Genomic DNA, 26,919 nt, shown 5'->3' with positions numbered 1-26,919 from the left:
GAACGGAGAAGAGGTCGGGCGGCCGTGAAGATCCTGCACACCTCCGACTGGCACGTCGGCAAGGTCCTCAAGGGACAGTCTCGGATCGGCGAGCACCGGGACGCCCTCGCCCAGCTCGTCGAGGTCGCCCAGGCCGAGTCACCCGACCTGGTGATCGTCGCCGGTGACCTCTACGACACCGCCGCGCCGACCCCGGAGGCGACCCGGCTGGTCACCCGGGCGCTCTCCGCGCTGCGCCGCACCGGCGCCCAGGTCGTGGCGATCGGCGGCAACCACGACAACGGCCCGGCACTGGACGCGCTGCGCCCGTGGGCCGAGGCCGCCGGGGTGGCGCTGCGGGGCAGCGTCCGGGACAACCCGGCCGAGCACGTCATCGACGGCACCACCGCCGGTGGCGAGGCGTGGCGGCTGGTCGCGCTGCCGTTCCTCTCCCAGCGGTACGCGGTTCGGGCCGTCGAGATGTACGAGCTGACCGCTGCCGAGGCGGTGCAGACGTACGCGGACCACGTCGGGCGGGTACTCGGGCGGCTGACCGAGAGCTTCGACGAGCCCGACCGGGTGCACCTGGTCACCGGGCACCTGACCGTGGTGGGTGCCCGGACCGGCGGCGGTGAGCGGGAGGCGCACACCGTACTCAACTACGCCGTACCGGCCTCGGTGTTTCCGGGCGGCGCGCACTACGTGGCGCTGGGGCACCTGCACCGGGCGCAGCAGGTGCTCGGGCCGTGCCACATCCGCTACAGCGGCAGCCCGCTCCCGATCGACTTCGGCGAGGAGGAGAACCGCCCCTCGGTCAGCATCGTCGAGGTGAGCACCCGGACGGCCGCCCGGGTCCGGGAGGTACCGATCACGGCGGCAGCGCCGCTGCGCACCGTACGCGGCACCCTGGCCGAACTCGCCAAGGTCGACGACCGCACGGCCTGGCTGCGGGTCTACGTCCGGGAGGCGCCGAGAGCCGGGCTGCGCGAGGAGGTACAGGAGTTGCTGCCCCGGGCCCTGGAGGTGCGGATCGACCCGGAGATGCTGCCGACCTCCAGTGCGACCCGGGCCGCCCAGCGGGCCGGACGCTCCCCCCGGGAGCTGTTCGGCGACTACCTGACCAGCCGGGGCCAGGCCGACGACGGAGTACGCGAGCTGTTCGACGAACTCTACGAGGAGGCGACCAAATAGTGCGTCCGCTCCGGCTCGACCTGGCCGGCTTCACCGCCTTCCGCGACGCCACCACCGTCGACTTCACCGACGCGGACTTCTTCGCCCTGGTCGGGCCGACCGGTTCGGGCAAGTCCAGCGTGCTCGACGCGATCTGTTTCGCGCTCTACGGCACCGTGCCGCGCTGGGGCGGCGCCCGGGGCATCGCGAACGCGCTGGCGCCGTCGGCCGCCGAGGCCCGGGTCCGGCTGGTCTTCGAGTCGGCCGGTGCGCGCTACGTGGCGACCCGGGTGGTCCGGCGGGACAGCCGGGGCAACGTCAAGACCGGCAACGCGGGGCTGCAACTGATGCCGCCCGGCTTCGACGTGACCAAACTGGACACCGGACTGTCCCCGGAGGACCTCGGCGAGGTGGTCGCCGGTACCCCGGCCGAGATGGACGACGCGGTGCTGGAGGCGGTCGGGCTGCCGTACGAGCAGTTCACGAGTTGCGTGTTGCTGCCGCAGGGGCAGTTCGCCGACTTCCTGCACGCCAAGCCGGCGACCCGGCAGCAGATCCTGGTCAACCTGCTCGGCCTCGGCGTCTACGAGGAGGTGCAGAAGCGGGCCACCGCCCGGGCTGGCCGGGCCGACGCCGCGCTGGAGGCCGTCGACCGGATACTCGACGGGCTCACCGGGATCGACGACGAGGCGCTGGCCGATGCCGCCGCCCGGGTGGACGCGATGCGCGAGCTGGCCGAGGGGGTCGACGGGGCAGTACCCGAGCTGCGCGCCGCGCGTACCGCCGCGACCGAGGCCGAACGCGAACTGGCCGCGCTCGACGCCGAACTCGCCGAACTGGCCCGGGTGCGGCCACCCCGCGACCTCGCGGTGGTCGCCGAGGCGGTCGCGACCGCCCGGGAAGCGGCGACCGAGGCGTCGGCGGCGGTGACCGTGGCCGAGGAACGCGAGGAGAAGCTCCGGGGCGAACTGGCCGGTGCCGGCGACCCGGCGGCGCTCCGGCTGCTGCAACAGGCGCACACCGAGCGCACGCAGGTGGCCGGCGAGGCGGCGACGCTGTCCGGCGCGCTGGACTCGGCCGGTGCCGACCATGACGCGGCGGTGGCCGCGCTGGCGGCGGCCCGGACCAGGGCGGAGCGGGCCGGTGCGGAACTGGAGGCGGCCCGGGTCGCCTACCAGGAGGCGCAGACCGCCGACCGGGCGGCGGCGCTCCGGGCCCACCTGCACGCCGGGGCGCCCTGCCCGGTCTGCACCCAGCCGGTGACCGAGGTGCCGCCGCTGCCGGCGGGCTCGGCGGTGGCCGCCGCGAAGCAGGCCGGCGAGGCAGCCAGGGCCGCCGCCGACACCGCCGACCGGCTGGTCGCCGAGCGGGACCGGGCCGCCCGGGACCTGGAACGCACCCTCGACCAGGCCCGGGCCAGGCACGAGCAGCTCACCGCCCGGATGGCCGACCTCGACGCCCGGCTGGCCGACTCCCCCGGCCCGGCCGCGCTGCGCGAGCGGCTCGACCTGCTGGCCGGGCTCCGGCGTGACCTGGAGACGGCGGGCGGCGCGGTACGGGCGGCCCGGGAAACGGCCCGGCGGGCCCGGGCCGGGGTGGAGGCGGCCGAGGAGCGGCTGCGCGGCGCCTGGCACGCCTTCGACACCGTGCGGGACGGAGTGGCCCGACTCGGCCCGCCGGCCGCCGACCGGGCGGACGTGACCGCCGCCTGGACCGGGCTCGCCGGCTGGGCGGCCCGGGCCACCGAGCAACGACGCGCGAACCGGGCCGGCGCCGCCTCGGCGGTGACCGAGGCGCACGACGGCGTCGACGGGGTGCGGGAACGGATCGCCACGCTCTTCACCGCCGTCGGGCTGGACCGGCCGGCCGCCGACGCCGACCCGGTCCGGCTGGCGGTGGTCGCCGTCGAGCGGGCCGAGGCCGAGCACCGCCGGCTGGTCGAGCGCCGGGAGCAGGCCCGGGAGCTGACCGAGCAGCGGGCCGGGCACGAGCGGGAGTCCCGGGTCGCCAAGGCGCTCGCCGGGCACCTGCGGGCCAACAACTTCGAGCGCTGGCTGCTGGCCGAGGCGCTCGACATGCTGGTCGACGGGGCCTCCCGGATCCTCCGCGAACTCACCGACGGGCAGTACGACCTGGCGCACGACAAGGGCGAGTTCTTCGTACTCGACCACCACGACGCGGGGCTGCGCCGGGCGGTACGGACGCTGTCGGGCGGCGAGACCTTCCAAGCCTCGCTGGCGCTGGCGCTGGCCCTCTCCGAACAGCTCGCCGGGCTCTCGACCACCACCGCCAGCCTGGAGTCGATCGTGCTCGACGAGGGCTTCGGCACCCTGGACGCATCCACTCTGGACACCGTCGCCGCCACCCTGGAAAACCTCGCCGCCCGGGGCGACCGGATGGTCGGGGTGGTCACCCACGTACCGGCGTTGGCCGAGCGGATCCCGGTCCGGTTCGAGGTACGCAAGGACGCCCGCAGCTCCCGGGTGGAACGGACCGGCCGGTGAGCGCCCGGCTCTTCGTCGACGCCTGGGATCCGGCCTACGGTGCCTCCTTCGAGGCGGCCGGTGGCCCGGCGGCGCCGAGCAGTGCCCAGGTGCAGACCGACGTCGAGCTGCCCGCCGACGAGTGGCACCCGCTCGCCGCCCCGGACTCCGTCGAGCCGCCGGACGTCGTACTGCTGGTCGACGGGGTACGCCGGATCGACGCCAGCGTCTGGACCGAGGAACCGGACGGCACCTCCTTCCCCGGGCTGGCCGCCTCGTACGCCGCCGGAGTGGTCCGGTGCGACCTGCGCAGGGGCGCCGCCGAGCTGGCCGGTGCCGAGGTGGAACGGGGACTCTTCACCGCCAGCCCGTCCGCGCAGGACGTGGTCGCGGGGCAGATCCGGTACGCCGTACACCGGCTGAGCGGGACCGGTGAGCTGAGCAAGCTGCCGGCGGCGGTCCAGGGGCCGCTGACCGCGCTCGAAGTGAAGGTCTCCGGCGCGGTCCGGGACGACGGCGACCTGCTGGTGGTGGACGGCCCGCTGCGCAGCCGGCGGCAACTGCCGCGCACCCTCGGCTACATCAAGACCCAGCACAGCCAATACCTCGACGCCCGGCACACGGCGCTGGTCACCGGGCTGGCCGCCCGGGAACGCTCCCCGGTCTTCCGGCTCGGTACGGCCTGGGGCGGCTATTCGTGGTATCTGCGGCTGCCCGGCTCCGGGCGCGGCCCGTGGGCCGGGATCGTCCGGGTCGAGTGCTCGGCCGAACTGGCCGAACAGCAGGCGATCGAGCTGGCCAACCTCTCCCTGGTCACGCTGCCGAGGTTCGCCTCCACCCCCTACAAGGATCCCCGGGCCCCGCAGAACCTGATCCCGATCGCCGGGCTGGAACGCCGGCTGCGGGCCCGGCTCGGCGACGGCCGGCTGCTGCACCGCGCGCTGACCCTGGCCACCACCCGGGCCGCCGGGCCCGCCTAGGGGCTGTCTCGCGGATCTCTGGCGGGCTGCGGCGGGCCCAGACGGCGCCCGGCGGCGTTGGAGGTTCGCCCGGATACGACACCGGTATCCGGACAAACCTCCGCCTTGCCGGATCACCGCCTGGACTCCGCCTCGCTCCACCGAGATCCACGAGACAGCCCCTAACCCCGCTGACCGGGCGGGGTGTGCGGAACGGCTCCTTCCGCCGACCCCCGCCCCGACCGGGCGGCCCGGCGGCCATACTTCAGCGGTGGGGCGGAAACGGCGGACCGACGCGCTCGCGGTGAAGGTGGCGAGCGGTCTGGCCGAGCTGCGCCCGGACCCGGACCGGCCGGGCTCCTACACCCTGCTGGTCGACGGGGCGCCGCAGTCGCACGTCGACCTCGCCGACCCGACCCACCTGGAATTCGAGTACGTCCGCCGGATCGCGATCGTGCTCGACCTCGTCGCGCCGGCCGGCGAGCCGCTCCGGGTGCTGCACCTGGGCGGCGGCGCGATGACCCTGCCCCGCTACCTCTGCACCACCCGGCCCGGCTCGACGCAGCGGGTCGTCGAGATTGACACCGCCCTGGTCGACCTGGTCCGGGAGAAACTGCCCTGGCCAGCCGATCCCCGGCTGCGGGTCCGGGTCGGCGACGCCCGGGAGGTGCTCGGGACGATCCGGGACGGCAGCTACGACGTGGTGGTGGCCGACGTCTTCGCCGGTGCGCGTACCCCGGCGCATCTCTCCTCAGTGGAGTTCGCGGCCGAGGCGGCCCGGGTGCTCCGCCCCGGCGGCGTGCACCTGGTCAACGTCGCGGACGGCCCGCCGCTGCGGTATGCCCGCGCCCAGGTCACCACCGTCCGAACCGTACTCCCCGAGGTCTGCCTGATCGCCGACTCGGCGGTGCTGCGCGGGCGACGGTACGGCAACCTGGTGCTGGCCGCCAGCCGGGCCGAACTGCCGGTGCCGGAACTGGTCCGGCGCACCGCCGGAGACTGGTTTCCCGGCCGGGTGCTGGCCGGCGCCGACCTGGACCGCTTCACCGACGGTGCCCGGGTGGTCACCGACACCGCCGCCCGGCCCTCCGCACCACCCCCGCCGGGCACTTTCCACATCGCCATCTAGTCGGACACATCGGTTGAACGGTCGCTGCGGCGCAGGTCCCGGCACAACTTCTCCGAGCTGCGTTGATCCGACCCGGGCCGGAATCCGTACTTCTGCGCGGCGGGATCGACCGGGCCCCAGGCGGGGGGCCGGCTCACACGCCTTCGACGCGGAGGTATGGGTGGGATGCAGGCGGTAGCCGGGGGATGGCATGGCGACACACTCATGCCGGGACGAATGTGCACCACCTCCCAACGCCGGGCAATTCGGTACCAGAAAAGTCTCGACGCGCGGCCAAACGGACGGAATGATGGGCCGGTGACATCGCGACCGGCTGCCGGCCGCCACAATTCGACCCCCGCCGAGACGAGGCACTCCGACGAGCTCGTTCGAGTGCTCTATGAGGAACATGCCAAACCTCTGCTGATGTTCGTCCTGCGGCTGACCGGCGGCGACCGCCAACGCGCCGAGGACGTGGTGCAGGAGACGCTGTTACGCGCCTGGCGCAACGCACACCGGCTCGGCACCCACGGCCAGTCGTCGCTGCGCCCCTGGCTGGTCACCGTTGCCCGGCGGATCGTGATCGACGACCACCGCAGCGAGCAGGCCCGACCCGCCGAGACGTACGACCGCGATCTCGAGGGGTTCTCCGAGTCGGACGACACGGACCGGGTGCTGCGGATGATGACCATCACGGATGCCCTGCGCACGCTGAGCCAGCCGCACCGGGAGGTGCTGGTGGCGACGTACTTCCAGGGGCGCACCGTGCCGGAGGCGGCCGAGGAGTTGGGGCTGCCGCTCGGCACCGCGAAGTCCCGGGTCTACTACGCGCTCCGGGCACTCCGCGCCGCCCTGCTGGAGCGGGGGGTGACCGAGTGAGCGCCGAGATCCACCGGGACGTCGCGTCGTACGCCCTCGGCGTCCTGGACGAGCGGGACGCCGTGCGCTTCGAGGAGCACCTGGCGGGCTGCCCGCAGTGCGGACTGGAGCTGGAGTCGCTGCTGCCGGTGGTGGACCTGCTCGGCGAGGTCGACGGCCACGACCTGATGGTGGCCGAGCGCGCCGAGACCGACGGCCAGCTCTTCGAGCGGGTGGTGGCGGCGGTCGGCGCGGACCGGCGGCGGGCCCGGAGCCGGCGGCTCTACAGTCTCGCGGCCGGGGTGGTCCTGGTGGCGACGCTGAGCGGCGTGGCGCTGTTCACCGGGACCCGGATCGCCGATCCGGGGACGACCGCGCAGCCGCCCGGCGCCGGCACGGTCACCAGCAGCCCGGGAGCCACCGGGCGGCCCGCGCCGACCGGCGAGCGGTCCACCGCCACCGACCCGGCCAGCGGGGCACACCTGGAGGTGGTCCTGGGGTCGACCGCCTGGGGCACCCGGATCTCGTACACGCTGAGCGGGGTGTCCGGCCCGAAGAAGTGCCGGCTGGTGCTGATCCACAAGAACGGCGAGATCGAGGCCCTCTCCAGTTGGAAGGTGCCGGCCGCCGGCTACGGCACGACGGCCCAGCCCAACCCGCTGACGCTGGAGACCGCCACCTCCACCGGCCTGGACGACATCGGCAAGCTCCAGGTGCAGGTGCTCAACGACGACGGCTCGGTGGACCGCCTGGTGACCGTACCGGCCTGACCGTGCCGGCCGCACTTCGTGACCCGAGGTGCGGCCCGGAGTTTCCCGGCTCGAGCCGGAGCCGGCGGATACGCGTTGTCCCGGTGACGCCACTCCTCGGATAATCGCACGCCCGAAATCGGGTCACCGACCCGCTGTCAGGGGTTTTGCCGCGATCGAAAAGCACGTCGCCACGACGGCTCTTGATTTGTACGGACCGGCACCGCGCAAGAGTTCAAGGTTTCGCTGTGAAATTGTCCACTGCGAATAGCCTCATCCGGGCGGCCGAGGCGGCCGTACTTCCCGGCAACCTGTCCAGCAGAGGAGGGGACGTGGCACCGACGAAGCGTACCGTCGTCGTTCTGGCCTGCGCGGCGCTGGCCGCGTTGACGGCCTGCGCACCAGCGGGAACCACCCCGGACAACAATACCGCCGGCAATGCGAAACCGGCGGCGAACGCGGTCGCCGAGCCGACCGCCGAACCCACCGCCGAGCCGGCCGCGCAGCCCGTCGAGGTGGCCGATGTGGACGTCACCGCCGGGCTGGTCGGCAAACGGGTCCCCCGGATGGGTCAGGTGGTGACCGACGACAAGGGCTGGGTGCTCTACCGCTTCGACCAGGACTCTGCGAAGCCGCCGACGACGACCTGTGCCGGCGAGTGTGCCCGGGTGTGGCCGCCCGCGCTCACCAACGGCAAGCCGGATCTCAAGGGCGTCGCCGCCGACAAGGTCGGCACGGTCACCCGGGCCGACGGCACCAAGCAGATCACCATCGGCGGCTGGCCGGTGTACCGCTACCTCGGCGACAAGAAGCCCGGACAGTGGAAGGGCCAGGGTGTCGGCGGTACCTGGTTCGTGGTGACCCCGACCGGCACCAAGAACCTGAGCTGCCTGCCCACCGGTACGCCGAAGCCGATCGCTCCGCCGCCGGGCGAAGCGGAGGACGAGGAACAGCCCCCGCTCAACTACTGAACCGTCCAGGCGCTCGGCAAGAGGGGCTGCGGACTCGTCCGCAGTACCCACGGGTGCTGTCCCACAGACCCGGCGGCCGGCCGTTGCCAGGGTAGGCGCGGTCGGTCGCCGCTGTGATCCCGGACTCGGCGCGCGGCAACCGTCGATGTCCGGCTGCGACGCCGACCCTGTCGGGGCCGGCGTCGCGGCCTGTCCAGACCGCCCCGACCGGGCCACAGCGGAGGCTTTCCGGAGTACGACCACAGAGGCTTCCGGAGCCCGACCACGGAGGCTTCCGGAGCACGATCGCGGAGGCTTTTCCGGAGCGTGGACGACACCTTCCGGCGACCGGCCCGACGGCCCTGCCGATGGTTCGCCCTCCGAAACATAATTTCCTTTTAAGTGGGCCTCAAGAGATCCCTATCTTCTCTACTGCGGTTTGACTCTCAGCCAACGCATTCCGTACGGTTTTTTTCGCACCGTTACCGGCTGAATATTCGGAAAGGCGGGAAGATGGAGACGATATACGGGTTGCCACGCGGCGACTACGATCGTCCGTCGCTTCGCCGAATTTCCCTGGCCAGCGCCGCGCCCGGTGACCCCCACCGGGTCGACAGCGCGCCGATCGCCGGACATCCGGGCCCGCTTGGCCGTCGGCCCGCCCAGCATCCCGCCCCGGCCGACGACCTCCTGGCTGTCGGCACCACCAGCCTGGTCCCGCTGAAATCCGACCTCGCTGACCGAACCCTCTAAGGAAGAGGTGGCACCACGTGAAGAACACCCCCGTCCGCTCCTCGCGGCGCTCGAACCGACCACCACGCAACAAGCGCCTGATCGCCGTACTGGCCACGCTGGGCGTGTTCGGCGCGATCATCACGGTGACCCAGGTCTCGAACGCCGGTACGTGGGGCCGGGGTCGGCCGCCGGCGGCCAAGCCATGCCCGACCGCTCCGGCCCCGGCGACCAGCGCCCCGGGTACGCCGAACCCGACCTCCTCGGCCGCCGCCGAGGGCCCGGGCACGGCGGCGAAGCCGCAGACCCGGTCGTACCAGGACCACGGTGCCGTCCAGCACCCCGGTGACGGGCAGGAGCCGGGCACCCTGGCCCAGCGCGGTCGCCCCGGCAGCGGTACCAACTGCACCCCGAGCCCCGGCACCAGCAGCAGCGCCGCCCCGGGCAACCCGGCGGCACTCGAACCGCTCGGCGCGGACTGCTCCGACAGCGGCCTCCAGGCGCACGACGGCTTCCAGAACGGCCCGCGCTGCGTCGGCACCGCCTTCGGTGAGGTCGGCGGCCCTGAGCAGAACCCGACGCTGCTGATCGCCCAGGCGCCGAACTCGGTCCGGGTCAACCAGCAGTTCACGCTCCAGGTCAGCACCCGCAACCTGGTCCGGGACCGGTTCCTGCCGGCCGCGCAGGGCGGCTACTACAAGGAGAGCTCCTTCCTCACCGAGGAGGGCCTGGTCCGTGGCCACTTCCACTCCGCCTGCCGGATGCTGACCAGCAACCGCAACGCGCCGGACCCGGCGCCGGTCCCGGCGTTCTTCGTGGCGACCGAGGACGGCCGGGGCGGTGCCCAGCCGGACACCGTCACGGTGACCGTGCCGGGGCTCACGCAGCGGGGTACCGCGCAGTGCGCGGTGTGGGCCGGCGACGGCTCGCACCGGATCCCGATGATGACCCGCGCCAACCAGGTGCCGGCCTTCGACGTAGTGCGGATCACCGTCCGGTGATCCCGGCCGGCTCCGGCCGGCCGGCGGCCGCAGCGGTGTAACGCTCCCGCCACAACCCGCACCACCCGGCGGTGACCGGTCCCCAACCCCCACCGCCACCAGGTCAGTCCGACGACGAGAACCCGAGAGGAGGAGACCGGGTCGGATCACACCTGACACCGCTACAGGCCGGACGGCACCGGAACGCGCACGGGCGTTCCGGTGCCGTCCTGTCGTAACACGGTCGGCCTGCCGTTCCGGGTGGAGTAGGAGTGCGCTGGTACCGGCGAGTCCGCCCTTCTCCGGTCCCGCGTGGCAGAGTGTCCGGGTGACCGACACCGGGCCGACCGCGAGCCGGCTGCTGCGCCCGCCGGAGCGCTACGACCTCGGCGGCTCGCTCCGGTCGCTGGCGATGGGAGCGCACGACCCCTGCGCCCGGTTCGTCGACGGCACGTTCTGGTGGGCCACCCGGACCCCGGCCGGGCCGGGGACGCTGGCGCTGCGCCGGGTCGGGGGCGACCTGGTCGCCGACGGCTACGGGCCCGGCGGGGCCTGGGTGGTGGACCGGGCCGACGCGGTGGCCGGACTCCGCGACGACCTGACCGGCTTCGACCGGCTCGCCGCCGGGCACCCGCTGGTGGCCCGGCTGGCCAGCACCCACCGAGGGCTCCGGCTACCGGCCACCGGGCAGATCTTCCCCCGGCTGCTCCGGGCGATCCTGGAGCAGAAGGTCACCGGCAAGGAGGCGTTCCGGGCGTACTCGGCGACGGTGCGCCGGTTCGGCGTACCCGCTCCCGGCCCGCTGGCGCGGCTCTGGGTCCCGCCCGAGCCGGCGGTGATCGCCGGTCAGCCGTACTGGGTGTTCCACCCGTTCGGGGTGGAGCAGCGGCGGGCGGAGACGCTGCGCCGGGCGGCTGCCGAGGCGGACCGGCTGGAGCGCTGCGCCGACCCGGTCGAGGCGACCCGTCGGCTCACCGCCGTCGCCGGGATCGGCCCGTGGACCGCCGCCGAGGTGGTCCGGATCGCCTTCGGAGACCCGGACGCGGTGAGCGTCGGCGACTACCACATCCCGAACACGGTCGCCTGGGCCCTGGCCGGCGAGGTACGCGGCGACGACAACCGGATGCTGGCCCTGCTGGAGCCGTTCCGGGGCCACCGTGGCCGGGTCTGCCTGCTACTCGAAGCGGGCGGTCACCACGCGCCCCGGTTCGGTCCCCGGATGCCGATCCGCTCCTTCGCCCGGTTCTGAACCGGCGACGCCCTCTCTCCGGCGGGTCGGGCGGGCCGGGTCCCGTATCGCCGCCCCCGAGTCCGGCGATCCGGCCCACGAATTTCCTCCGCCACCCGCCGCCACTCGCCGCCACCCGCTCCGCCCTACGGCCGGCTGGCACCTCGGGCGGTCGTCAGCGGGTGACCAGCCGGCGGAGTACCGACGCGCAGCGCCAGGCGTACCCGCGCTGGAAGAGTGGGACCAGCGGGCCGGCGGCCCGGGTCAGGGGACTGGCCGGCAGGCTGAACGCGGTGACGGTGAACCACACCCCGCCGTCGTCGGCGCGCTCCACCAGGAACGCCTCCTCGCCCCGTTCCGGGTGCCCGGGCAGGGTGCCGTAGCCGAAGCCGGCCCGCCGGTCGTCGCGTACCGCCCAGACCACCTCGCAGGGTGCGGCCAGCCGGAGCCGACCCACCCCGAGCCCGACGGTGACCGTGCAGCCCGGCTCGGCCCGGGGCGCGCTGGCGTCGATCCGCACCCCGATGGCCCGGTGCATCCGCCAGGAGAGCACCGCCTCGCCGGCCGCCTCGAAGGCGCCCGACGGCAGCGCGGCGCGGTACCGCAGGTGCTGGTATCCGGACGGCAGCCGGCCGGTACGGGTCGCGCCGACCTCCGGATAGGTCAGTCCGGGCATCGCGTGCCGCCTCCTCGCAGGGGTACCCGCCGTGGGCCACGGGTACGGCGTCGATTCCGTCGGGCAGCCTAACCGCCGCGCCCCGGCACCGTGCCGGAGCACACTCGTCGACTCAGCCGGCCACCGAGAGCAGCGCCTCGGCGACGGTGGTACGGCTGTTCAACACCGTCCGCCCGGCCCGGTGCGTGGCCACCAGCCCGGCGGCCCGGAGCACGGTGAGGTGCTGCGACACGCCCCCGGCCGAGAGCCCGGTACGCCGGGCCAGCTCGGTGGTGGAGACCGGCGCCCGCATCTCGGCGAGTACCCGGGCCCGGCCCCGGCCGAGTACCGCGGCCAGGCTGTCGGACGCCTGCCGGGGTGTCTCCCAGAGCGTGGCGATGCCCCGGGCCGGGTACCCGAGCTGCGGCGCCGGGCCGGCGGCGACGCTGAGCACCGAGGGCCAGACGAAGACCGACGGGATCAGTACCAGTCCGTTCCCGGTCGGTACGTCGGCGGCGGTGCAGTGCTGCTGGGCGATCGCCAGCGTCTCCCCCTCCCACCGGACCTGGCGGTGCAGGTCGTTGAGGAGTCCGGCGGCACCGTCGGCGGCGAGCCGTCGGGCCCGGTGGTGCACCTCGGCGTCGAGCAGCAGCCGGATCCGGGCCCAGTCGGGGGCGAGCGCGATCCGCCAGTACCGGGCGATCTCGTCGGTGAGCCGGCGCAGCCCGTCGGCCGGGTCGGCGTGCAGGTGGCGCACTGCCGGGGCGTGCCGGCCGGCGTAGCGGTCGAGGTCCGCCCGGACCACTTCGGCCGGGGTGGCCCGGAGCGCCGCGAGTTCGGTGTCGAGGTCCGGGTCCAGCCCGTCGGGCGCCGGGGTGAGGAAGTCGGGCAGGTAGTGCGGCCCGGCCGGAATGAGCTGCCAGAGCAACCCGCCGCCGGCCGCCCCGGCACCGCCGTCCGGGCCGGGGTGCGCCGGGCCGGCGGGGATCAGCCCGGCGTCGACGAGCCGGGGGCGTACCCGGGTCGCCCAGGGCAGGTGCACGGCGTGGTCGCCGGCGTCGCGCAGCACCCGGACGCTGGCCGCGACCTCCCAGAGGCAGGAGATCGCGAACCGGATCCGGGCGACCGCACCGCCCGGCAGACCGATGGAGACCACGTCGACCTTTCGCTTTGACCGGACCCGTCGTTTGGCCGGTCGCCTTGACCGGACCCGTCGTTTGGCCGGAACCGTCGTTTTAGCCAGCGCTGAAAGAATACGGCGGCGACGCGCGGGCGGCGGAGACTACCGGGCATGAGCGATCAACGCAGCCGCGCCGAACTGTTCCGTTCCCTGCACGTCCCGTCCACCCCGATCGTCCTGGTCAACGCGTGGGACGCGGCGAGTGCCCGGATCGTGGCGATCGCCGGCGCGCAGGCCGTCGCGACCACCAGCGCCGGGGTGGCGTGGAGTCTCGGCGCCCCGGACGGCGACGTCCTCGGCCGGGAACTCGCCACCGAACTCGTCGGGCGGGTCGCCGGCGCGGTCTCGGTGCCGGTCACCGCCGACATCGAATCCGGGTTCGGCACCACCCCGGAGCAGGTCGCCGAGACCGTCCGGGCGGTGCTGGCGGCCGGCGCGGTCGGGGTGAACCTGGAGGACGCGGCGCCGGGCGGCGGCCCGGGGCTGCGCGAGGTCGCCGACCAGTCGGCCCGGCTGGCCGCCGCCCGGTCCGTCGCGGACGAGGTCGGGGTGCCGCTGTACGTCAACGCCCGGGTCGACACCTTCCTGCGCGGTGCCGGCGGGGTACCGGAGACCCTCGACCGGGCGGCCCACTACCTCCGGGCCGGTGCCGACGGGATCTTCGTACCCGGAGTGGTCGACCCGGAGACGGTGGCGGCGCTGGTCGCCGGCATCCCGGCACCGGTCAACGTCCTCGCCGGCCCCGGTGCGCCGACCGTGCCCGAGTTGGCCAAGCTCGGGGTGGCCCGGGTCAGCCTCGGCTCGGCGGTGGCCGAGGCGGCGTACGCGGTGGTCCGGCGGGCCGCCGAGGAGGCGTACGGGTCGGGCGGTTACGACGCCCTCGCCGACGCACTGGACTACGGGGCGATCAACGAGCTGATGCGCCGCTGACACCGGCCCGGGGCGGGCGGGTGTGCTCGGTTCGGTTCGGGGCGTTACTGACACCGGCCCGGGGCGGGCGGGTCGGGTCGGTTCGGGGCGTTCCGGCGGTGGATCCGGGGAGAGTTTGGGGAACGATAGCGGAATGTCGAACACCACAGAGGGCAGCACGACAGCGGGCAGCACCGCCGAGGCCAGCAGCACCGAGGGCAGCTACGTCAACCCGGGTGGCGAGTTCACCCGGGACCAGCGCTACATCGCCACCCGGATCACCGCCGACGGTCGGGACGGCTATCCGGTGGAGCCCGGCCGATACCGGCTGGTGGTGAGCCGGGCCTGCCCGTGGGCGAACCGGGTGGCCATCGTCCGCCGGCTGCTCGGGCTGGAGGACGTGCTGTCGATGGGGATCGCCGGGCCGACCCACGACGCCCGGAGCTGGACCTTCGACCTCGACCCGGGCGGCCGGGACCCGGTGCTCGGCATCGAGCGGCTCCAGGAGGCGTTCTTCGCCCGGTTCCGGGGGTACGAGCGCGGGATCACGGTGCCGGCGATCGTGGACGTACCGACCGGGCAGGTGGTGACGAACGACTTCGCCCAGATCACCCTCGACCTGTCGACGCAGTGGCGGGCGTACCACCGGCCGGGTGCGCCCGACCTCTATCCGGAGGCGCTGCGGGGCGAGATCGACGAGGTGAACGGCGTCGTCTTCGCCGACGTCAACAACGGGGTGTACCGGTGCGGCTTCGCCGGCAGCCAGCGGGCGTACGAGAAGGCGTACCGGCGGCTCTTCGACCGGCTGGACTGGCTCTCGGCCCGGCTGGAGGGGCAGCGTTATCTGGTCGGGGACACCATCACCGAGGCCGACGTCCGGCTGTTCACCACCCTGGTCCGGTTCGACGCGGTCTACCACGGGCACTTCAAGTGCAACCGGCAGAAGCTGGCCGAGCAGCCGGTGCTGTGGGCGTACGCCCGGGATCTGTTCGGCACGCCCGGGTTCGGCGACACCATCGACTTCGACCACATCAAGCGGCACTACTACGAGGTGCACCGGGACATCAACCCGACCGGGGTCGTGCCGCTCGGGCCGGACCTGCGGAACTGGCTGGAGCCGCACGGGCGGGAGGCGCTCGGCGGTCGCCCGTTCGGGGACGGCACCCCGCCGCCACCGCCGCGCGCCGACGAGACCGTGCCGGCCGGGCACACCCCGCTGGCGGACTGACCGGTCACGCAGGGCCGCTTCCCGTCGCAGCCTGACGGGGAGCGGCCCTGCGCCATGTCCGTCCAGCACCTGCTCACGCTGGGAGTGCCTGCCAACCACCCCCATCGCGGTCCGCCTCGACCCGCCAGCGCTGTTCGCGGTGCGAGAGGGCCAGCACCGATCGCGGTGCGCAGATCGCGGCGCACCGATCGCGGTGCGCGGAGCGCAAACCGGCTCCGGCGCCCCGGGCGAAATGAGAGGCTTGTCGGTGGTTGGCGGTCGGCCGGTGGGTACCGGTCGGCACGGCGAACGGGGGCGGCGTGGCGAGCAAGGAAACGGTGCTGCACCTGGTCGGCCTGGGCCGGAGCTACCAGGAGATCGGCGCGACGTTGGGCATCCCGGCCGGGCAGGCGTACCTGGTCGGCACCGGGATCCCGGCCGACGGCGGCGGCACGGTGACCCGGGCGCAACGACAGCGCCCCGGCGTCCTGCCGTCCCGCACCCAGGCCCTGGTGAATCCGCGTGAGGTCAACCCGACGACGTCGCGGCGGGTGCGCGACTGGATGCGGGACCGGGCCCGGGCCGACGGGCTGGCTCGACCGGACCGCTAGCGGACGGGCCGCCCCGGGCAGTGCCGGTGGTGCGGCCATCGACGACAGGAGGCGCAGGTGCGGGGTCTACCGATCGGGTCGTGGCCGGTCTGGCGCCAGCTCACCGGTCCGGACCGGACCGGGCGGGCGGCCGCGGTGAAGTCGCGGCACAGCGCCGACCTGCGCGCCCGGACCGCCGACGCCGACCGGGTGGTCAAGTCGGTCTGCCCGTACTGCGCGGTCGGCTGCGCGCAGAACGTCTACGTCCGGGACGAGCAGGTGGTGCAGATCGAGGGGGACCCGGACTCGCCGGTGAGCCGGGGACGTCTCTGCCCGAAGGGCGCCGCCTCGCTGCAACTCACCACCGACCCGCGCCGGCTGGCCAAGGTCCGCTACCGGGCGCCGTACGCCACCGAGTGGCAGGACCTCGACCTCGACACCGCGATGGAGATGATCGCCGAGCGGGTGATCCGGACCCGGCGGGACACCTGGCAGGAGGAGCACGAGGGCACCCGGGTGGCCCGGACGATGGGTATCGCCAGCCTCGGCGGCGCCACCCTGGACAACGAGGAGAACTATCTGATCAAGAAGCTCTTCACCGCGCTCGGGGTGGTCCAGGTGGAGAACCAGGCCCGGGTCTGCCACAGCTCCACGGTGATCGGCCTCGGTACGTCGTTCGGGCGCGGCGGCGCGACCACCTTCATGCAGGATCTCCAGCACGCCGACTGCATCGTGATCGAGGGCTCCAACTTCGCCGAGGCGCATCCGGTGGGCTTCCAGTGGGTGCTGGCGGCCAAGGCCCGGGGCGCCACGGTGATCCACGTCGACCCCCGGTTCACCCGGACCAGCGCGCTGGCCGACCTGTACGTGCCGATCCGGGCCGGCACCGATGTCGCGTTCCTCGGCGGGATCATCAACCACGTACTGACCGAGGGGAAGGACTTCCGGGAGTACGTGCTGGCGTACACGAATGCCTCGACCATCGTCGACGAGCGGTTCCGGGACACCGAGGACCTGGACGGGCTCTTCTCCGGATTCGACCCGGAGAGCCACACCTACCGGGAGGAGAGCTGGCAGTACGAGGGCGTACACCTGGTCTCGGCGACCGGCGAGCGGGACAGGCAGTTCGAGGCCCGGGTGGCGGCCGGGCACGGCCTCCAGGACGACGCGGAGGGGGCGGCGGAGCGCAACGGGCACGGCGCCGGCCGGGAAGAGAAGTTCGGCTCCGGCAGTGCCGCCCTGGACGGTCAACCCCGCCGGGACCTGACCCTGTCCGACCCGCGCTGCGTCTACCAGATCCTCAAGCGGCACTTCGCCCGCTACACCCCCGAGATGGTGGAACGGGTCTGCGGCATCCCGCCGGAGGTCTTCGCGCAGGTGTGCCGGCAACTGGTCGACAACTCCGGCCCGGAGCGGACCAGCGAGTTCGTCTACGCGGTCGGCTGGACCCAGCACACCGACGGCTCGCAGTTCATCCGCTCGGCCAGCATCCTGCAACTGCTGCTCGGCAACATCGGCCGGCCCGGTGGCGGCATCCAGGCGCTGCGCGGGCACGCCAGCATCCAGGGCTCGACGGACATACCGACGCTGTTCAACCTGCTGCCCGGCTACATCCCGATGCCGCACGCGCACAAGACACAGAACCTGGACGACTTCATCCTCGCCGACGCCGCCCGGAAGGGGTTCTGGGCGAACATGCGGTCCTACACGGTCAGCCTGCTCAAGGCGTGGTGGGGCGCGACAGCGACGCCGGAGAACGACTTCTGCTTCGGCTACCTGCCCCGGCTGACCGGCAGCCACTCGCACTACGACACGGTCATCGAGCAGATGAACGGCGCCTGCAAGGGCTACTTCCTGCTCGGCGAGAACCCGGCGGTCGGCTCGTCCAACGCCCGGATGCAGCGGCTCGGCATGGCCAAACTGGACTGGCTGGTCGTCCGGGACCTCGCGATGATCGAGAGCGCCACCTGGTGGAAGGACGGACCGGAGATCGCCTCCGGCGAACTCGTCACCGAACGGATCGGCACCGAGGTCTTCGTGCTGCCGGCGGCGGCGCACACCGAGAAGGACGGCAGTTTCACCAACACCAACCGGCTGCTCCAGTGGCACCACCAGGCGGTCGAGCCGGCCGACGACCGGCGCAGCGAACTCTGGTTCATGTACCACCTGGGCCGGATCATCCGGCAGAAGCTGGCCGGCTCGACCGACCCGAAGGACCGACCGATCCTCGACCTGACCTGGGACTACCCGACGATCGGCCGGACCGCCGAACCGGACGCCGAGGCGGTACTCGCCGAGATCAACGGCTGGGACGCCGACGGCCGGCCACTGTCGACGTACACCGAACTGGCCGACGACGGGTCGACGGTCTGTGGCTGCTGGATCTACTGCGGGGTGTACCAGGACGGGGTCAACCAGGCCGCCCGGCGCAAGCCGGCCGAGGAGCAGCACTGGGTCTCCCCGGAGTGGGCCTGGGCCTGGCCGGCGAACCGGCGGCTGCTCTACAACCGGGCCTCGGCCCGGCCGGACGGGCAGCCGTGGAGCGAACGCAAGAAGTACGTCTGGTGGGACGCCGACGCCGGCAGGTGGACCGGGTACGACGTACCCGACTTCGAGCCGACCAAGCCACCGGACTACCAGCCGCCGGAGGGCGCCCGAGGGGTCGCCGCGCTGCGCGGCACCGACGCGTTCATCATGCAGGCCGACGGGCTCGGCTGGCTCTACGCGCCGGCCGGGGTCCTCGACGGGCCGATGCCGACCCACTACGAGCCGCAGGACTCCCCTGTGGACAATCCGCTCTACGGCCAGCAGCGCAACCCGTCCCGGCTGCTCCGACCGCACGAGCAGAACAGATACCACCCGAACGGCTCACAGCGGGGCGCGCAGACCTTCCCGTACGTGGTGACCACCTACCGGCTCACCGAGCACTTCACGGCCGGCGGGATGAGCCGGTTCACCCCGTACCTGGCGGAGTTGCAGCCGGAGTTCTTCTGCGAGGTCTCCCCCGAACTGGCCGCCGAACGCGGGCTGGTGCACTGCGGCTGGGCCACCATCGTCACCGCCCGCAACGCCATCGAGGCCCGGGTGCTGGTGACCGAGCGGATCGCCCCGCTGCGGGTCGACGGGCGGGTGGTGCACCAGATCGGCCTGCCGTTCCACTGGGGACCGAACGGTTACAGCCGGGGCGACGCGGCCAACGAACTCACCTCGATCTCGCTGGACCCGAACTCGCACATCCAGGAGAGCAAGGCGTTCTCCGCCGACATCCGCCCCGGGCGGCGACCGCGCGGGCCGGAGCGGGTGGCGCTGGTCCGGGAGTACCAGCGCAAGGCCGGGATCACCACGGCGACCGGCACGGAGGTGTGAGCGGATGGCTCCCGACCTGCGCGAGACGACCGCGGAGCGGCGCGACCCGGCCACCGTCGGCGGGTACGCCGAGCCACCGGAACGGGTCGGCTTCTTCACCGACACCAGCGTCTGCATCGGCTGCAAGGCGTGCGAGGTGGCCTGCAAGGAGTGGAACGCCGTACCCGAGGACGGGCTGACCTTCACCGGCATGTCGTACGACAACACCGCCCAGCTCGACGCGAACACCTGGCGGCACGTGGCCTTCGTCGAGCAGCCCCGGCGGCTCGGCCGGCAGGAGGCGCAGCTCGCCCCGACCGAGGTACCCGTCGAGCTGCGCCGCTCGGCGGGCGGCCGGACCGCCGTCTCGCTCGGCATGCCCGGCTCGGCACCGCCGGACGGGCACGTCGACACCGTGCCCGGGATGGACTTCCGCTGGCTGATGTCCTCCGACGTGTGCAAGCACTGCACGCACGCCGCCTGCCTGGACGTCTGCCCGACCGGCTCGCTGTTCCGTACCGAGTTCGGCACCGTGGTGGTGCAGGAGGACATCTGCAACGGCTGCGGCTACTGCGTACCGGCCTGCCCGTTCGGGGTGATCGACAAGCGCGAGGACGACGGCCGGGTCTGGAAGTGCACCCTCTGCTACGACCGGCTCTCGGTCGGCCAGGAGCCGGCCTGCGCCAAGAGCTGCCCGACCGACTCGATCCAGTTCGGCGAGCTGTCCGAGTTGCGGGCCCGGGCCGCCGCCCGGGTGTCCGACCTGCACGACGCCGGGGTGGAGAGCGCCCGGCTCTACGGCGCGGATCCACACGACGGGGTCGGCGGGGCCGGCGCGTTCTTCCTGCTGCTCGACGAACCCGAGGTGTACGGGCTGCCACCCGACCCGGTGGTCACCACCCGCGACCTGCCGGCGATGTGGCGCCGGGCCGGACTGGTCGCCGCCGGGCTGCTCGCCGCCCTGGTCGCCGTGTCACTTCCCGGAGCCCGCCGATGACCTGCCGCCAGGCGGTCGGCCCGCTGGTCGGGAGCCGCCCGTCCGTCACCACGTCCGGAGCCCGCCGATGACCCACACCGACGTACGCCTCGACACCGCGCCCGACCTGCCGGTCGAGCGGGACGCGCTGATCGGCTCGTCCGGTCGCCCCGGGCGGCGGCAGCGCGGCGAGCGGCTGATGGTGCCGAGGGCCGAGTTCCGGTCGTACTACGGCCGGCCGGTACTCAAGCCGCCGACCTGGGCGGCCGGGGACATCGCCGGCTACCTGTTCCTCGGCGGGCTGGCCGGTGCCTCGTCGGCGCTGGCCGCCACCGCAGAACTCACCGGCCGGCCGGGACTGGCCCGGGGGCTGAAGGCCGGTGCCGCGGTCGCGCTGGGCGGCTCGCTCTACTCGCTCGTGCACGACCTCGGCCGCCCGGAACGGTTCCTGCACATGCTGCGGGTGGTCAAGGTGACCTCGCCGATGAACGTCGGCTCCTGGCTGCTTGCCGGGTACGGCCCGTTGGCGCTGCTCGCCGCCGGCAGCGCGGTCACCGGTCGGCTGCCCCGGCTCGGCCGGCTCGGCACGCTCGGCGCCGCCACGCTCGGGCCGGCCGTCGCGTCGTACACCGGGGCGCTCTTCGCGGACACCGCCATACCACTGTGGCACGAGGCGCACCGGGAACTTCCGGTGCTGTTCGGGGGCTCGGCGGCGGCCTCGGCCGGTGCGCTGGGCCTGCTCGCCGCCCCCGGCCCGGAGGCCCGGCCGGCCCGCCGCGCCGCGCTGCTCGGCGCCGCCACCGAGCTGGCGGTGGCGTACCGGATGGAGCGCCGGCTCGGCATGGTGGCCGAACCGATGCGACAGGGCCAGGCCGGCGGGTTGCTCCGGGCCGGCAAGCTGCTCAGCGCGGCCGGCGCGCTGGCGGTGGCGGCCGGCGCCCGGCGTGGCCGGGCGACGACGGTGGCCGGCGCGGCGGCGATGCTGGCCGGTTCGATCTGCCTCCGGTTCGGCATCTTCCAGGCCGGGGTCGCCTCGGCGCGGGATCCGAAGTACACCGTGGAGCCGCAGCGGGAACGGCTGGCGGCCCGCACCGGCAGGCGGGAGCCCCGATCGTGAGAGTCGTGACCAAGTTCCTGCCGTTCGCCGGCATCGTGCTCGGCACCTGCGCGGCGGCGATCCTCGCCGGAAGGCGGACCGTCCCGGCGTCTCGGCGCACCCGCCGTCGCTGACCCGGCCCGTCCGGCCGGCGGAGGATCGGGTGCCGGGGCGGTCCCGGCAACCCGGTCAGGCGTCGCCGGTCTCCGGGGCGCCGAACTCCGAGATGCCGGCCATCGCGAACAGTACGGTCCGGACGGCCTGCTGGAGGTCCTGCCGGCTCTGCTCGCTCCCCGGGTCCGGCGCGGTGAGCGAACCGGCGCCGACGAGGCGGTCGAAGAGCAGCCCGTCCACGCAGGCGACGAGGTGGTTGCCGGTCCGCTCCGGATCGGTCGCTCCGGCCCGGGCGAGCAGCGCCCGGGCCTGGGTCCGGAACGCGATGCCGTACGACAGGATCTCCCGCAACTCTGGGTGGTGGGTGGCCTCCAGCAGGCAGGCGTACCGGGCCAGCGTCCGGGTACGCCCGTCGGTCAGCCAGCGGTCGAGCAGGCCGGCTATCCGACCGGCGAGCTGGTCGAGTTCCCGGGGCCCGAGCGATCCACCCCCGCCGGCCGGTACCGCCGACCCGGTGATCGCCTCGGTAGGCAGTTCGGTCGCCAGTCCGCTGGCCTCGGTGGCCCCGGTCGGCGGTCCGCTGGTCGCCTCGGTGGGCAGTTGGGTGGGCACTTCGGTGGCCTCGACGTCGGCACGGTCGAGGTCGGTAGGGAGTTGGGTGGCCTCGAAGTCGGCACGGTCGAGGTCGGCGAGGCGGCGTACGACCGCCTCGATCAGCGCCTTCCGGGTCCGGAAGTACGCCGAGGTGGACCCGAGCGGCAGTCCGGCCCGGGCGTCCACCGCCCGGTGGGTGAGCCCCCGCATGCCCAGCTCCGCCACCAGCTCGATCGCGGCGTCGGTGATGACGGCGAACCGGTCCCGCCGTGCGCCCACCCGTGCCCCTCCACTCCACTTTTCTACGCCTGTAGTATGCCCTTCTACAGCTGTAGAAGAACTGGTTTCTCGGAGGTGGGCGCGATGGTGGATCGGACGGCGGTGGTGGTCGGCGCCGGGATCGGCGGGCTCTGCACCGGGCTGGCGCTGCGCCGGCAGGGCTGGCAGGTGACCGTCCTGGAGCGGGCACCCGCGTTCGGGGCGGTCGGCGCGGGCATCGCGCTCTTCTCCAACGCGCTGACCGGGCTGGCGTCGCTCGGCGTCGACGAGCGGATCCGGGCGGCCGGCCGGGTGGAGGCGTCCGGTGGCACCCGCACCTCCGACGGCCGCTGGCTGGCCCGGCTCGACGCCGCCGACCTGGTCGACCAGCTCGGCACGGAGTCGCTCGGCATCCACCGGGCGACCCTGCACGGGATCCTCCGCGACGCGCTGCCGGAGGGCACGACCACGGTCACCGGGGCCGAGGTGGTCGAGGTGGTCGCCGGCCCGCCGGCCGAGGTCACGTACGTCTCCGACAGCACCCGTACGACACTCCGGGCCGACCTGGTGATCGGCGCGGACGGGCTGCGCAGCGTCGTACGCCGCCGGTTGTGGCCGGACGCGCCCGCACCGGTCTACGTCGGCACCACCGCCTGGCGGGGCGTGACGGACCAGCCGTGGGCCGGTGAGCCGCTGGTGGGGATCACCTGGGCGCCGGGCGCCGAGTTCGGGACGGTGCCGCTCGGCGACGGCCGGATCTACTGGTTCGGCGCGGTGAACGCGCCGGAGGGTGGGCGGGCGCCGGACGAGTTGTCGGCGGTCCGGGAGCGCTTCGGGTCGTGGCACGCCCCGATCCCGGCGCTGCTGGACGCGACGAGCCCGGAGACGGTGCTCCGGAACGACCTCTACCACCTCGGCACCCCGCTGGGCAGCTACGTGACGGGTGCGGTGGCACTGCTCGGCGATGCCGCGCACGCCATGACGCCGAATCTGGGCCAGGGCGCCGCGCAGGCCATCGAGGACGCGGTGGTACTCGGGCTGAGCCTGGCGGGCGGGACCGACGTGGCCGCCGGCCTGGCCCGGTACGACACCGAGCGCCGCCCCCGCAGCCAGCAGATCGCACGGGCCTCCTACCTGGTTGGCCGGTTCGGCCAGCAACTGCGCAATCCGCTGGCGGTTGGACTACGGAACGTGATGGTCCGGCTGACCCCACCCCGGGTCGCGCTCCGCTCGATGGCCCGCTACGTGGACTGGCGACCCCCGTCCGAGACCCGCGCCTGAGCTGCGGCATCCGGGGGCCGATACCAGAAAAAGCCCCGGATCCAACGCGAGATGAATCGTCCGTTCACCTACATTCACGCCACCACGTTCCTGTGATCCGTGCCCGAACGTCCCGATTAGCCCATAATGCAACACAGACCGCTGGGGCATCCGGCCCAAAGTGGCATAAAAGGAGCGAGAGGCCCGATTGTGAAGCTCACTTTCATTCGTAAGACCGCACAGTCCCAGGTCAACAACTGCCCGTCGCTGTACCGCACCGACCGGGACACCTTCATCGTCCAGGGGTGGCGGGTCTCCGACCCGGAGGCGCTGGCCCAGCTCGACATTCCGGCGCACGAGACCGCGGTGGAGGTCCCGGCCGACGTACTGGCCGAGATCGCGAAGGCGCTCTAGGCACCGCGACGACCCCGACAGACACAGATCGGTTCACGAGGCCCGGCCGGCCGGACGTTCGCGCAGGTCGGCCAGGGTCACCGGGGTACGGGCCAGCAGCAGCCGCTCCAGCGCCGCGATCGAGCCCACCTCCCCGAGTACGTCCACCCCGCCCACGTCCGGGCGATAGCGGTACGCCAGCCGGTAGAGGTATCTCCCGGCGATCCGCTCGACACTCACCTGCCACCGGCCGCAGCAGACGCACACCCAGCCCCGCATCCGGCGAAGATAGCCCTGACCTGCGAAAACGCGTCAACTGCGGTAGCTGGCCCGAGACTCCTGAGCGCGGTGGGGCCGATGGGGCCGACCGGTACGGCCACGGGGCACACCGGTTCGGCGCCCATCTGGTTGACTTGGCCGGGTGGAGCTGCCGATCAACCCGCCGGTCGAGCCGATGCTGGCGAAGAGCGTGCCGAAGATCCCCACCGGGCCGGGGATGAGCTACGAACCGAAGTGGGACGGCTTCCGGTGCATCGTCTTCCGCGACGGTGACGAGGTCGAGCTGGCCAGCCGGGGCGGCAAGACGATGACCCGCTATTTTCCCGAGGTCGTCGCGCAGGCACGGGCGCAGTTGCCGACCCGCTGCGCGGTCGACGGCGAGCTGATCCTGATCCGCCGGGACGGCCCGGACGGCGCGCCCAAGCTCGACTTCGAGCTGCTCAGCCAGCGCATCCACCCGGCCGCCTCCCGGGTCAACATGCTGGCCGAGACGACCCCGGCCGACCTGGTCGCCTTCGACCTGCTCGCCATCGGCGACGAGTCCCTGCTCGACCAGCCGTACGAGCGGCGTCGGGCCCGGCTCGTCGAGGAGCTGCGCGGAGTCGTGCCTCCGGTGCACATCACCCAGACCACCACCGACCCGGAGACGGCGGCCCGGTGGTTCGAGATCTTCGAGGGCGCCGGGCTGGACGGGCTGGTCGCCAAGCCGGCCGACATCCCGTACGAGCCGGGCAAGCGGCTCATGTTCAAGGTCAAGCACACCCGTACCGCCGACGTGGTGGTCGCCGGGTTCCGCTGGCACAAGTCCGGCCCGGTGGTCGGCTCGCTGCTGCTCGGCCTCCACGACGAGGCGGGGACGCTGCACCACGTCGGCGTCTCGGCGTCGTTCACCGCAGCCCGCCGGGCCGAGTTGCTGGACGAGCTGGCGCCATACCGCGAGGGCGTCACGGAGCACCCCTGGGTGCACGGCGACCACACCAGCGGGCAGCGCATCCCCGGCGGGCCGAGCCGGTGGACCGGCACCAAGAGCCTGGAGTGGGAGCCACTCCGGCCGGAGCTGGTGGTCGAGGTCGGCTACGACGCGATGGAGGGGGACCGGTTCCGGCACACCGCCCAGTTCGTCCGCTGGCGGCCGGACCGGGAGCCGGCCTCCTGCGGGTACGACCAGCTCGACCGCCCGATCCGGTTCGACGTCGACCAGGTGCTCCGGGGCGACCCGCTCGCCCCCGGCGGGTAGCCTGGCCGTCGATACGATCACGGAGGATCTCTCTTGGCCCGCTCGCACCTTCGCCGACTGCCCCTGGCCGGCCTTCTGGCCGTCGTGACGCTGGTCGCCGGCTGCACCATCCCGATCTTCCGGCCGGACGACGAGGGCGACCGCGGTGACCCCGCCACCTCGTCCAGCGGCGCGGGTGCCGCGAACTGGAAGTCCTGTCCGGAGGTGCCGCGCAAGCTCGTCGGCCGGGGCGCGCCCACCATGCGGTACGACTGCGCCACCATCTCCGTACCCGCGGATTGGAGCGCGGGCGGCGGTGCCGGCGCGGGCGGCGACAAGCTGGAGATCTCGCTGCTGCGGATCCGCTCCAGCAAGCAGCAGGACCGGATCGGCTCGCTGCTGGTCAACCCGGGCGGGCCCGGCGGCTCCGGCGTCGACTCGGCGGTCTACCTGTCGTTCGGAGCCAGCTTCGGCGGGCTGCCCGACGAGGTGACCCGGCGGTTCGACATCATCGGCTTCGACCCCCGGGGCGTCTCCCGGTCCTCCCCCGTCAAGTGCGTCTCCGACGCCGACCTGGACAGCACCTTCGGCTTCGAGCCCGACCCGGCGAGCCAGGCGGAGTTCGACGAGCTGGTGGCGCTGAACCGGAAGATCGGTGACACCTGCGGCAGCAAGTACGGCGAGCGGCTGCGGCTCTACTCCACCGAGCAGGCCGCGCACGACATGGACGCGATCCGGAGCGCGGTCGGCGACGAGAAGCTGAGCTACCTCGGATACTCCTACGGCACCCTGCTCGGCGCGACGTACGCCCAGCTCTTTCCGCGTAACGTCCGGGCGCTGGTGCTGGACGGCGCGATCGACCCGAAGCAGGACATCGTGGCCGGCTCGGAGAGCCAGGCCAAGGGCTTCGAGCGGGCCTTCACCAACTTCACCAACTGGTGCAGGGCAAACCCGGGCCGGTGCCCGATCGCCTCGGACGCCCGAGGCGCCGTGACCGACGCGATGGAGAAGGCCCGGGTCTCCCCGGTACGCGGCGACGGCGGCCGGGAGGCGACCGCCGGTTGGATCTTCTACGCGGTGATCTCCTCGCTCTACACCGAGGCCGGCTGGCAGAAGCTCGCCGCCGCGATCGACTCGTTGGCTGACGGCGACCCGAAGGAGGTCTTCGAACTCGCCGACTCGTACGCCGAACGGGCCGAGGACGGCAGCTACACGAACCTCTTCGACGCCAACCTCTCGGTGAACTGCGCCGACGAGGAGAGCAAGGTCGGTCTCGACCGGATCCGATCGTTGCAGTCGGAGTGGCGCAAGAAGTACCCGCTGTTCGGCGGCCCGCTGGCGGTGGGCATGCTGAGCTGCGAGTTCTGGCCCGGCCAGCGGGACCCGTACCCGACCGGGCCGGCGACCGGCGCCCCGCCGATCGTGGTCGTCGGCACCACGGGCGACCCGGCCACGCCCTACGAGCAGACGCCGAAGCTGGCCGAGATGCTCGACGTCGGCGTGGTACTGACCTGGCAGGGCGAGGGGCACACGGCGTATCCGCAGACCCGCTGCATCAGCAACGCGGTCGACGACTACCTGATCGACCTCAAGCCGCCGAGCGCCGGTACCACCTGCCCGGCCCGCTGACGCCCGGCCCGTCGATCGGGCG

At 73.3% G+C, this 26,919-nt stretch carries 22 protein-coding genes and 1 pseudogene; 19 read left to right on the top strand and 4 right to left on the bottom strand.

The annotated features are described in order from the left end of the window. The first annotated feature begins 24 nt into the window (after positions 1-24). The 9 genes from Pma05_RS31160 (at position 25) to Pma05_RS31120 (ending at position 11,217) form a co-directional block, all read left to right on the top strand. Positions 25-1,170, top strand: coding sequence for an exonuclease SbcCD subunit D (locus tag Pma05_RS31160; RefSeq protein WP_203861078.1), 1,146 nt, complete (start codon positions 25-27; stop codon positions 1,168-1,170). Continuing rightward, the gene (locus Pma05_RS31155; protein ID WP_203861065.1) at positions 1,170-3,653 is read left to right on the top strand and encodes an AAA family ATPase; all 2,484 of its coding nucleotides are present in this window, start codon (positions 1,170-1,172) and stop codon (positions 3,651-3,653) included. Before Pma05_RS31160 ends, Pma05_RS31155 begins: the two co-directional genes overlap by 1 nt. Further along, positions 3,650-4,612 (top strand): hypothetical protein, encoded by a 963-nt coding sequence (locus Pma05_RS31150; RefSeq protein WP_203861064.1) that lies wholly within the window; start codon positions 3,650-3,652, stop codon positions 4,610-4,612. The genes Pma05_RS31155 and Pma05_RS31150 overlap by 4 nt, the downstream gene beginning before the upstream one ends. A gap of 250 nt (positions 4,613-4,862) precedes the next feature. After that, a complete protein-coding gene (locus Pma05_RS31145; protein ID WP_203861063.1) occupies positions 4,863-5,720 on the top strand; it encodes a spermidine synthase in 858 nt (285 codons plus the stop codon). 165 nt (positions 5,721-5,885) lie between these two features. Continuing rightward, positions 5,886-6,578 carry a sigma-70 family RNA polymerase sigma factor gene (locus Pma05_RS31140; RefSeq protein WP_275414778.1) on the top strand — a complete coding sequence of 231 codons (693 nt, stop codon included), beginning with the start codon at positions 5,886-5,888 and terminating at the stop codon, positions 6,576-6,578. Then, positions 6,575-7,327, top strand: a complete 753-nt coding sequence (locus Pma05_RS31135; RefSeq protein WP_203861061.1) for a zf-HC2 domain-containing protein — start codon at positions 6,575-6,577, stop codon at positions 7,325-7,327. The genes Pma05_RS31140 and Pma05_RS31135 overlap by 4 nt, the downstream gene beginning before the upstream one ends. A 311-nt stretch (positions 7,328-7,638) precedes the next feature. Further along, on the top strand, positions 7,639-8,277 hold the full coding sequence (locus Pma05_RS31130; protein WP_203861060.1) for a hypothetical protein: 639 nt from the start codon (positions 7,639-7,641) through the stop codon (positions 8,275-8,277). A 749-nt stretch (positions 8,278-9,026) separates the two neighbouring features. Further along, on the top strand, positions 9,027-9,989 hold the full coding sequence (locus Pma05_RS31125) for a Pecanex-like protein 1 (protein WP_239313442.1): 963 nt from the start codon (positions 9,027-9,029) through the stop codon (positions 9,987-9,989). A gap of 307 nt (positions 9,990-10,296) precedes the next feature. Then, positions 10,297-11,217: a DNA-3-methyladenine glycosylase family protein gene (locus Pma05_RS31120; RefSeq protein ID WP_203861059.1), complete on the top strand. Its 921-nt coding sequence runs from the start codon at positions 10,297-10,299 to the stop codon at positions 11,215-11,217. Positions 11,218-11,371: 154 nt separating this feature from the next. On the opposite strand, the gene Pma05_RS31115 is transcribed toward Pma05_RS31120, so the two are convergent. Then, positions 11,372-11,872: a DUF1990 domain-containing protein gene (locus Pma05_RS31115; RefSeq protein ID WP_203861058.1), complete on the bottom strand. Its 501-nt coding sequence runs from the start codon at positions 11,870-11,872 to the stop codon at positions 11,372-11,374. Positions 11,873-11,984: 112 nt separating this feature from the next. Beyond that, positions 11,985-13,007, bottom strand: coding sequence for an ArsR/SmtB family transcription factor (locus Pma05_RS31110; protein ID WP_203861057.1), 1,023 nt, complete (start codon positions 13,005-13,007; stop codon positions 11,985-11,987). Between the two features lie 135 nt (positions 13,008-13,142). On the opposite strand from Pma05_RS31110, the gene Pma05_RS31105 reads away from it, so the two are divergent. From Pma05_RS31105 to nrfD, 6 genes and pseudogenes are all read left to right on the top strand, one after another. Then, positions 13,143-13,961 (top strand): isocitrate lyase/PEP mutase family protein, encoded by an 819-nt coding sequence (locus Pma05_RS31105; RefSeq protein ID WP_203861056.1) that lies wholly within the window; start codon positions 13,143-13,145, stop codon positions 13,959-13,961. A gap of 133 nt (positions 13,962-14,094) precedes the next feature. Then, positions 14,095-15,168, top strand: coding sequence for a glutathione S-transferase family protein (locus Pma05_RS31100; protein ID WP_203861055.1), 1,074 nt, complete (start codon positions 14,095-14,097; stop codon positions 15,166-15,168). A gap of 299 nt (positions 15,169-15,467) precedes the next feature. Then, a complete protein-coding gene (locus Pma05_RS31095) occupies positions 15,468-15,758 on the top strand; it encodes a hypothetical protein (RefSeq protein WP_203861054.1) in 291 nt (96 codons plus the stop codon). Between the two features lie 57 nt (positions 15,759-15,815). Continuing rightward, a pseudogene (gene fdh, locus Pma05_RS31090) lies at positions 15,816-19,079 on the top strand (formate dehydrogenase); the annotation flags it as partial. Positions 19,080-19,107: 28 nt separating this feature from the next. Further along, complete coding sequence (locus Pma05_RS31085; RefSeq protein ID WP_203861052.1) at positions 19,108-20,079, top strand: 4Fe-4S dicluster domain-containing protein; 972 nt, start codon at positions 19,108-19,110, stop codon at positions 20,077-20,079. 67 nt (positions 20,080-20,146) lie between these two features. Beyond that, the gene (gene nrfD, locus Pma05_RS31080; protein ID WP_239313440.1) at positions 20,147-21,175 is read left to right on the top strand and encodes an NrfD/PsrC family molybdoenzyme membrane anchor subunit; all 1,029 of its coding nucleotides are present in this window, start codon (positions 20,147-20,149) and stop codon (positions 21,173-21,175) included. A gap of 168 nt (positions 21,176-21,343) precedes the next feature. On the opposite strand, the gene Pma05_RS31075 is transcribed toward nrfD, so the two are convergent. Further along, the gene (locus Pma05_RS31075) at positions 21,344-22,141 is read right to left on the bottom strand and encodes a TetR/AcrR family transcriptional regulator (RefSeq protein WP_239313438.1); all 798 of its coding nucleotides are present in this window, start codon (positions 22,139-22,141) and stop codon (positions 21,344-21,346) included. An 84-nt stretch (positions 22,142-22,225) separates the two neighbouring features. On the opposite strand from Pma05_RS31075, the gene Pma05_RS31065 reads away from it, so the two are divergent. Both Pma05_RS31065 and Pma05_RS31060 read left to right on the top strand, forming a co-directional pair. Continuing rightward, complete coding sequence (locus tag Pma05_RS31065) at positions 22,226-23,401, top strand: FAD-dependent oxidoreductase (RefSeq protein ID WP_203861051.1); 1,176 nt, start codon at positions 22,226-22,228, stop codon at positions 23,399-23,401. A 189-nt stretch (positions 23,402-23,590) separates the two neighbouring features. Further along, the gene (locus Pma05_RS31060; RefSeq protein WP_101370542.1) at positions 23,591-23,794 is read left to right on the top strand and encodes a hypothetical protein; all 204 of its coding nucleotides are present in this window, start codon (positions 23,591-23,593) and stop codon (positions 23,792-23,794) included. Positions 23,795-23,827: 33 nt separating this feature from the next. Here the strand turns inward: Pma05_RS31060 and Pma05_RS31055 are convergent, their stop codons facing one another. Then, a complete protein-coding gene (locus Pma05_RS31055) occupies positions 23,828-24,052 on the bottom strand; it encodes a hypothetical protein (protein WP_203861050.1) in 225 nt (74 codons plus the stop codon). Between the two features lie 142 nt (positions 24,053-24,194). Between Pma05_RS31055 and Pma05_RS31050 the strand changes: the two genes are divergently transcribed. Together Pma05_RS31050 and Pma05_RS31045 are read left to right on the top strand one after the other, a co-directional pair. Next, positions 24,195-25,289 carry an ATP-dependent DNA ligase gene (locus Pma05_RS31050; RefSeq protein WP_203861049.1) on the top strand — a complete coding sequence of 365 codons (1,095 nt, stop codon included), beginning with the start codon at positions 24,195-24,197 and terminating at the stop codon, positions 25,287-25,289. Positions 25,290-25,322: 33 nt separating this feature from the next. After that, positions 25,323-26,897 (top strand): alpha/beta hydrolase, encoded by a 1,575-nt coding sequence (locus Pma05_RS31045; RefSeq protein WP_203861048.1) that lies wholly within the window; start codon positions 25,323-25,325, stop codon positions 26,895-26,897. Positions 26,898-26,919 lie beyond the last annotated feature (22 nt).

This window comes from Plantactinospora mayteni, assembly GCF_016862935.1.
Lineage (GTDB): Bacteria > Actinomycetota > Actinomycetes > Mycobacteriales > Micromonosporaceae > Plantactinospora > Plantactinospora mayteni.
This window is presented reverse-complemented; position numbering and strand designations above follow the sequence as displayed.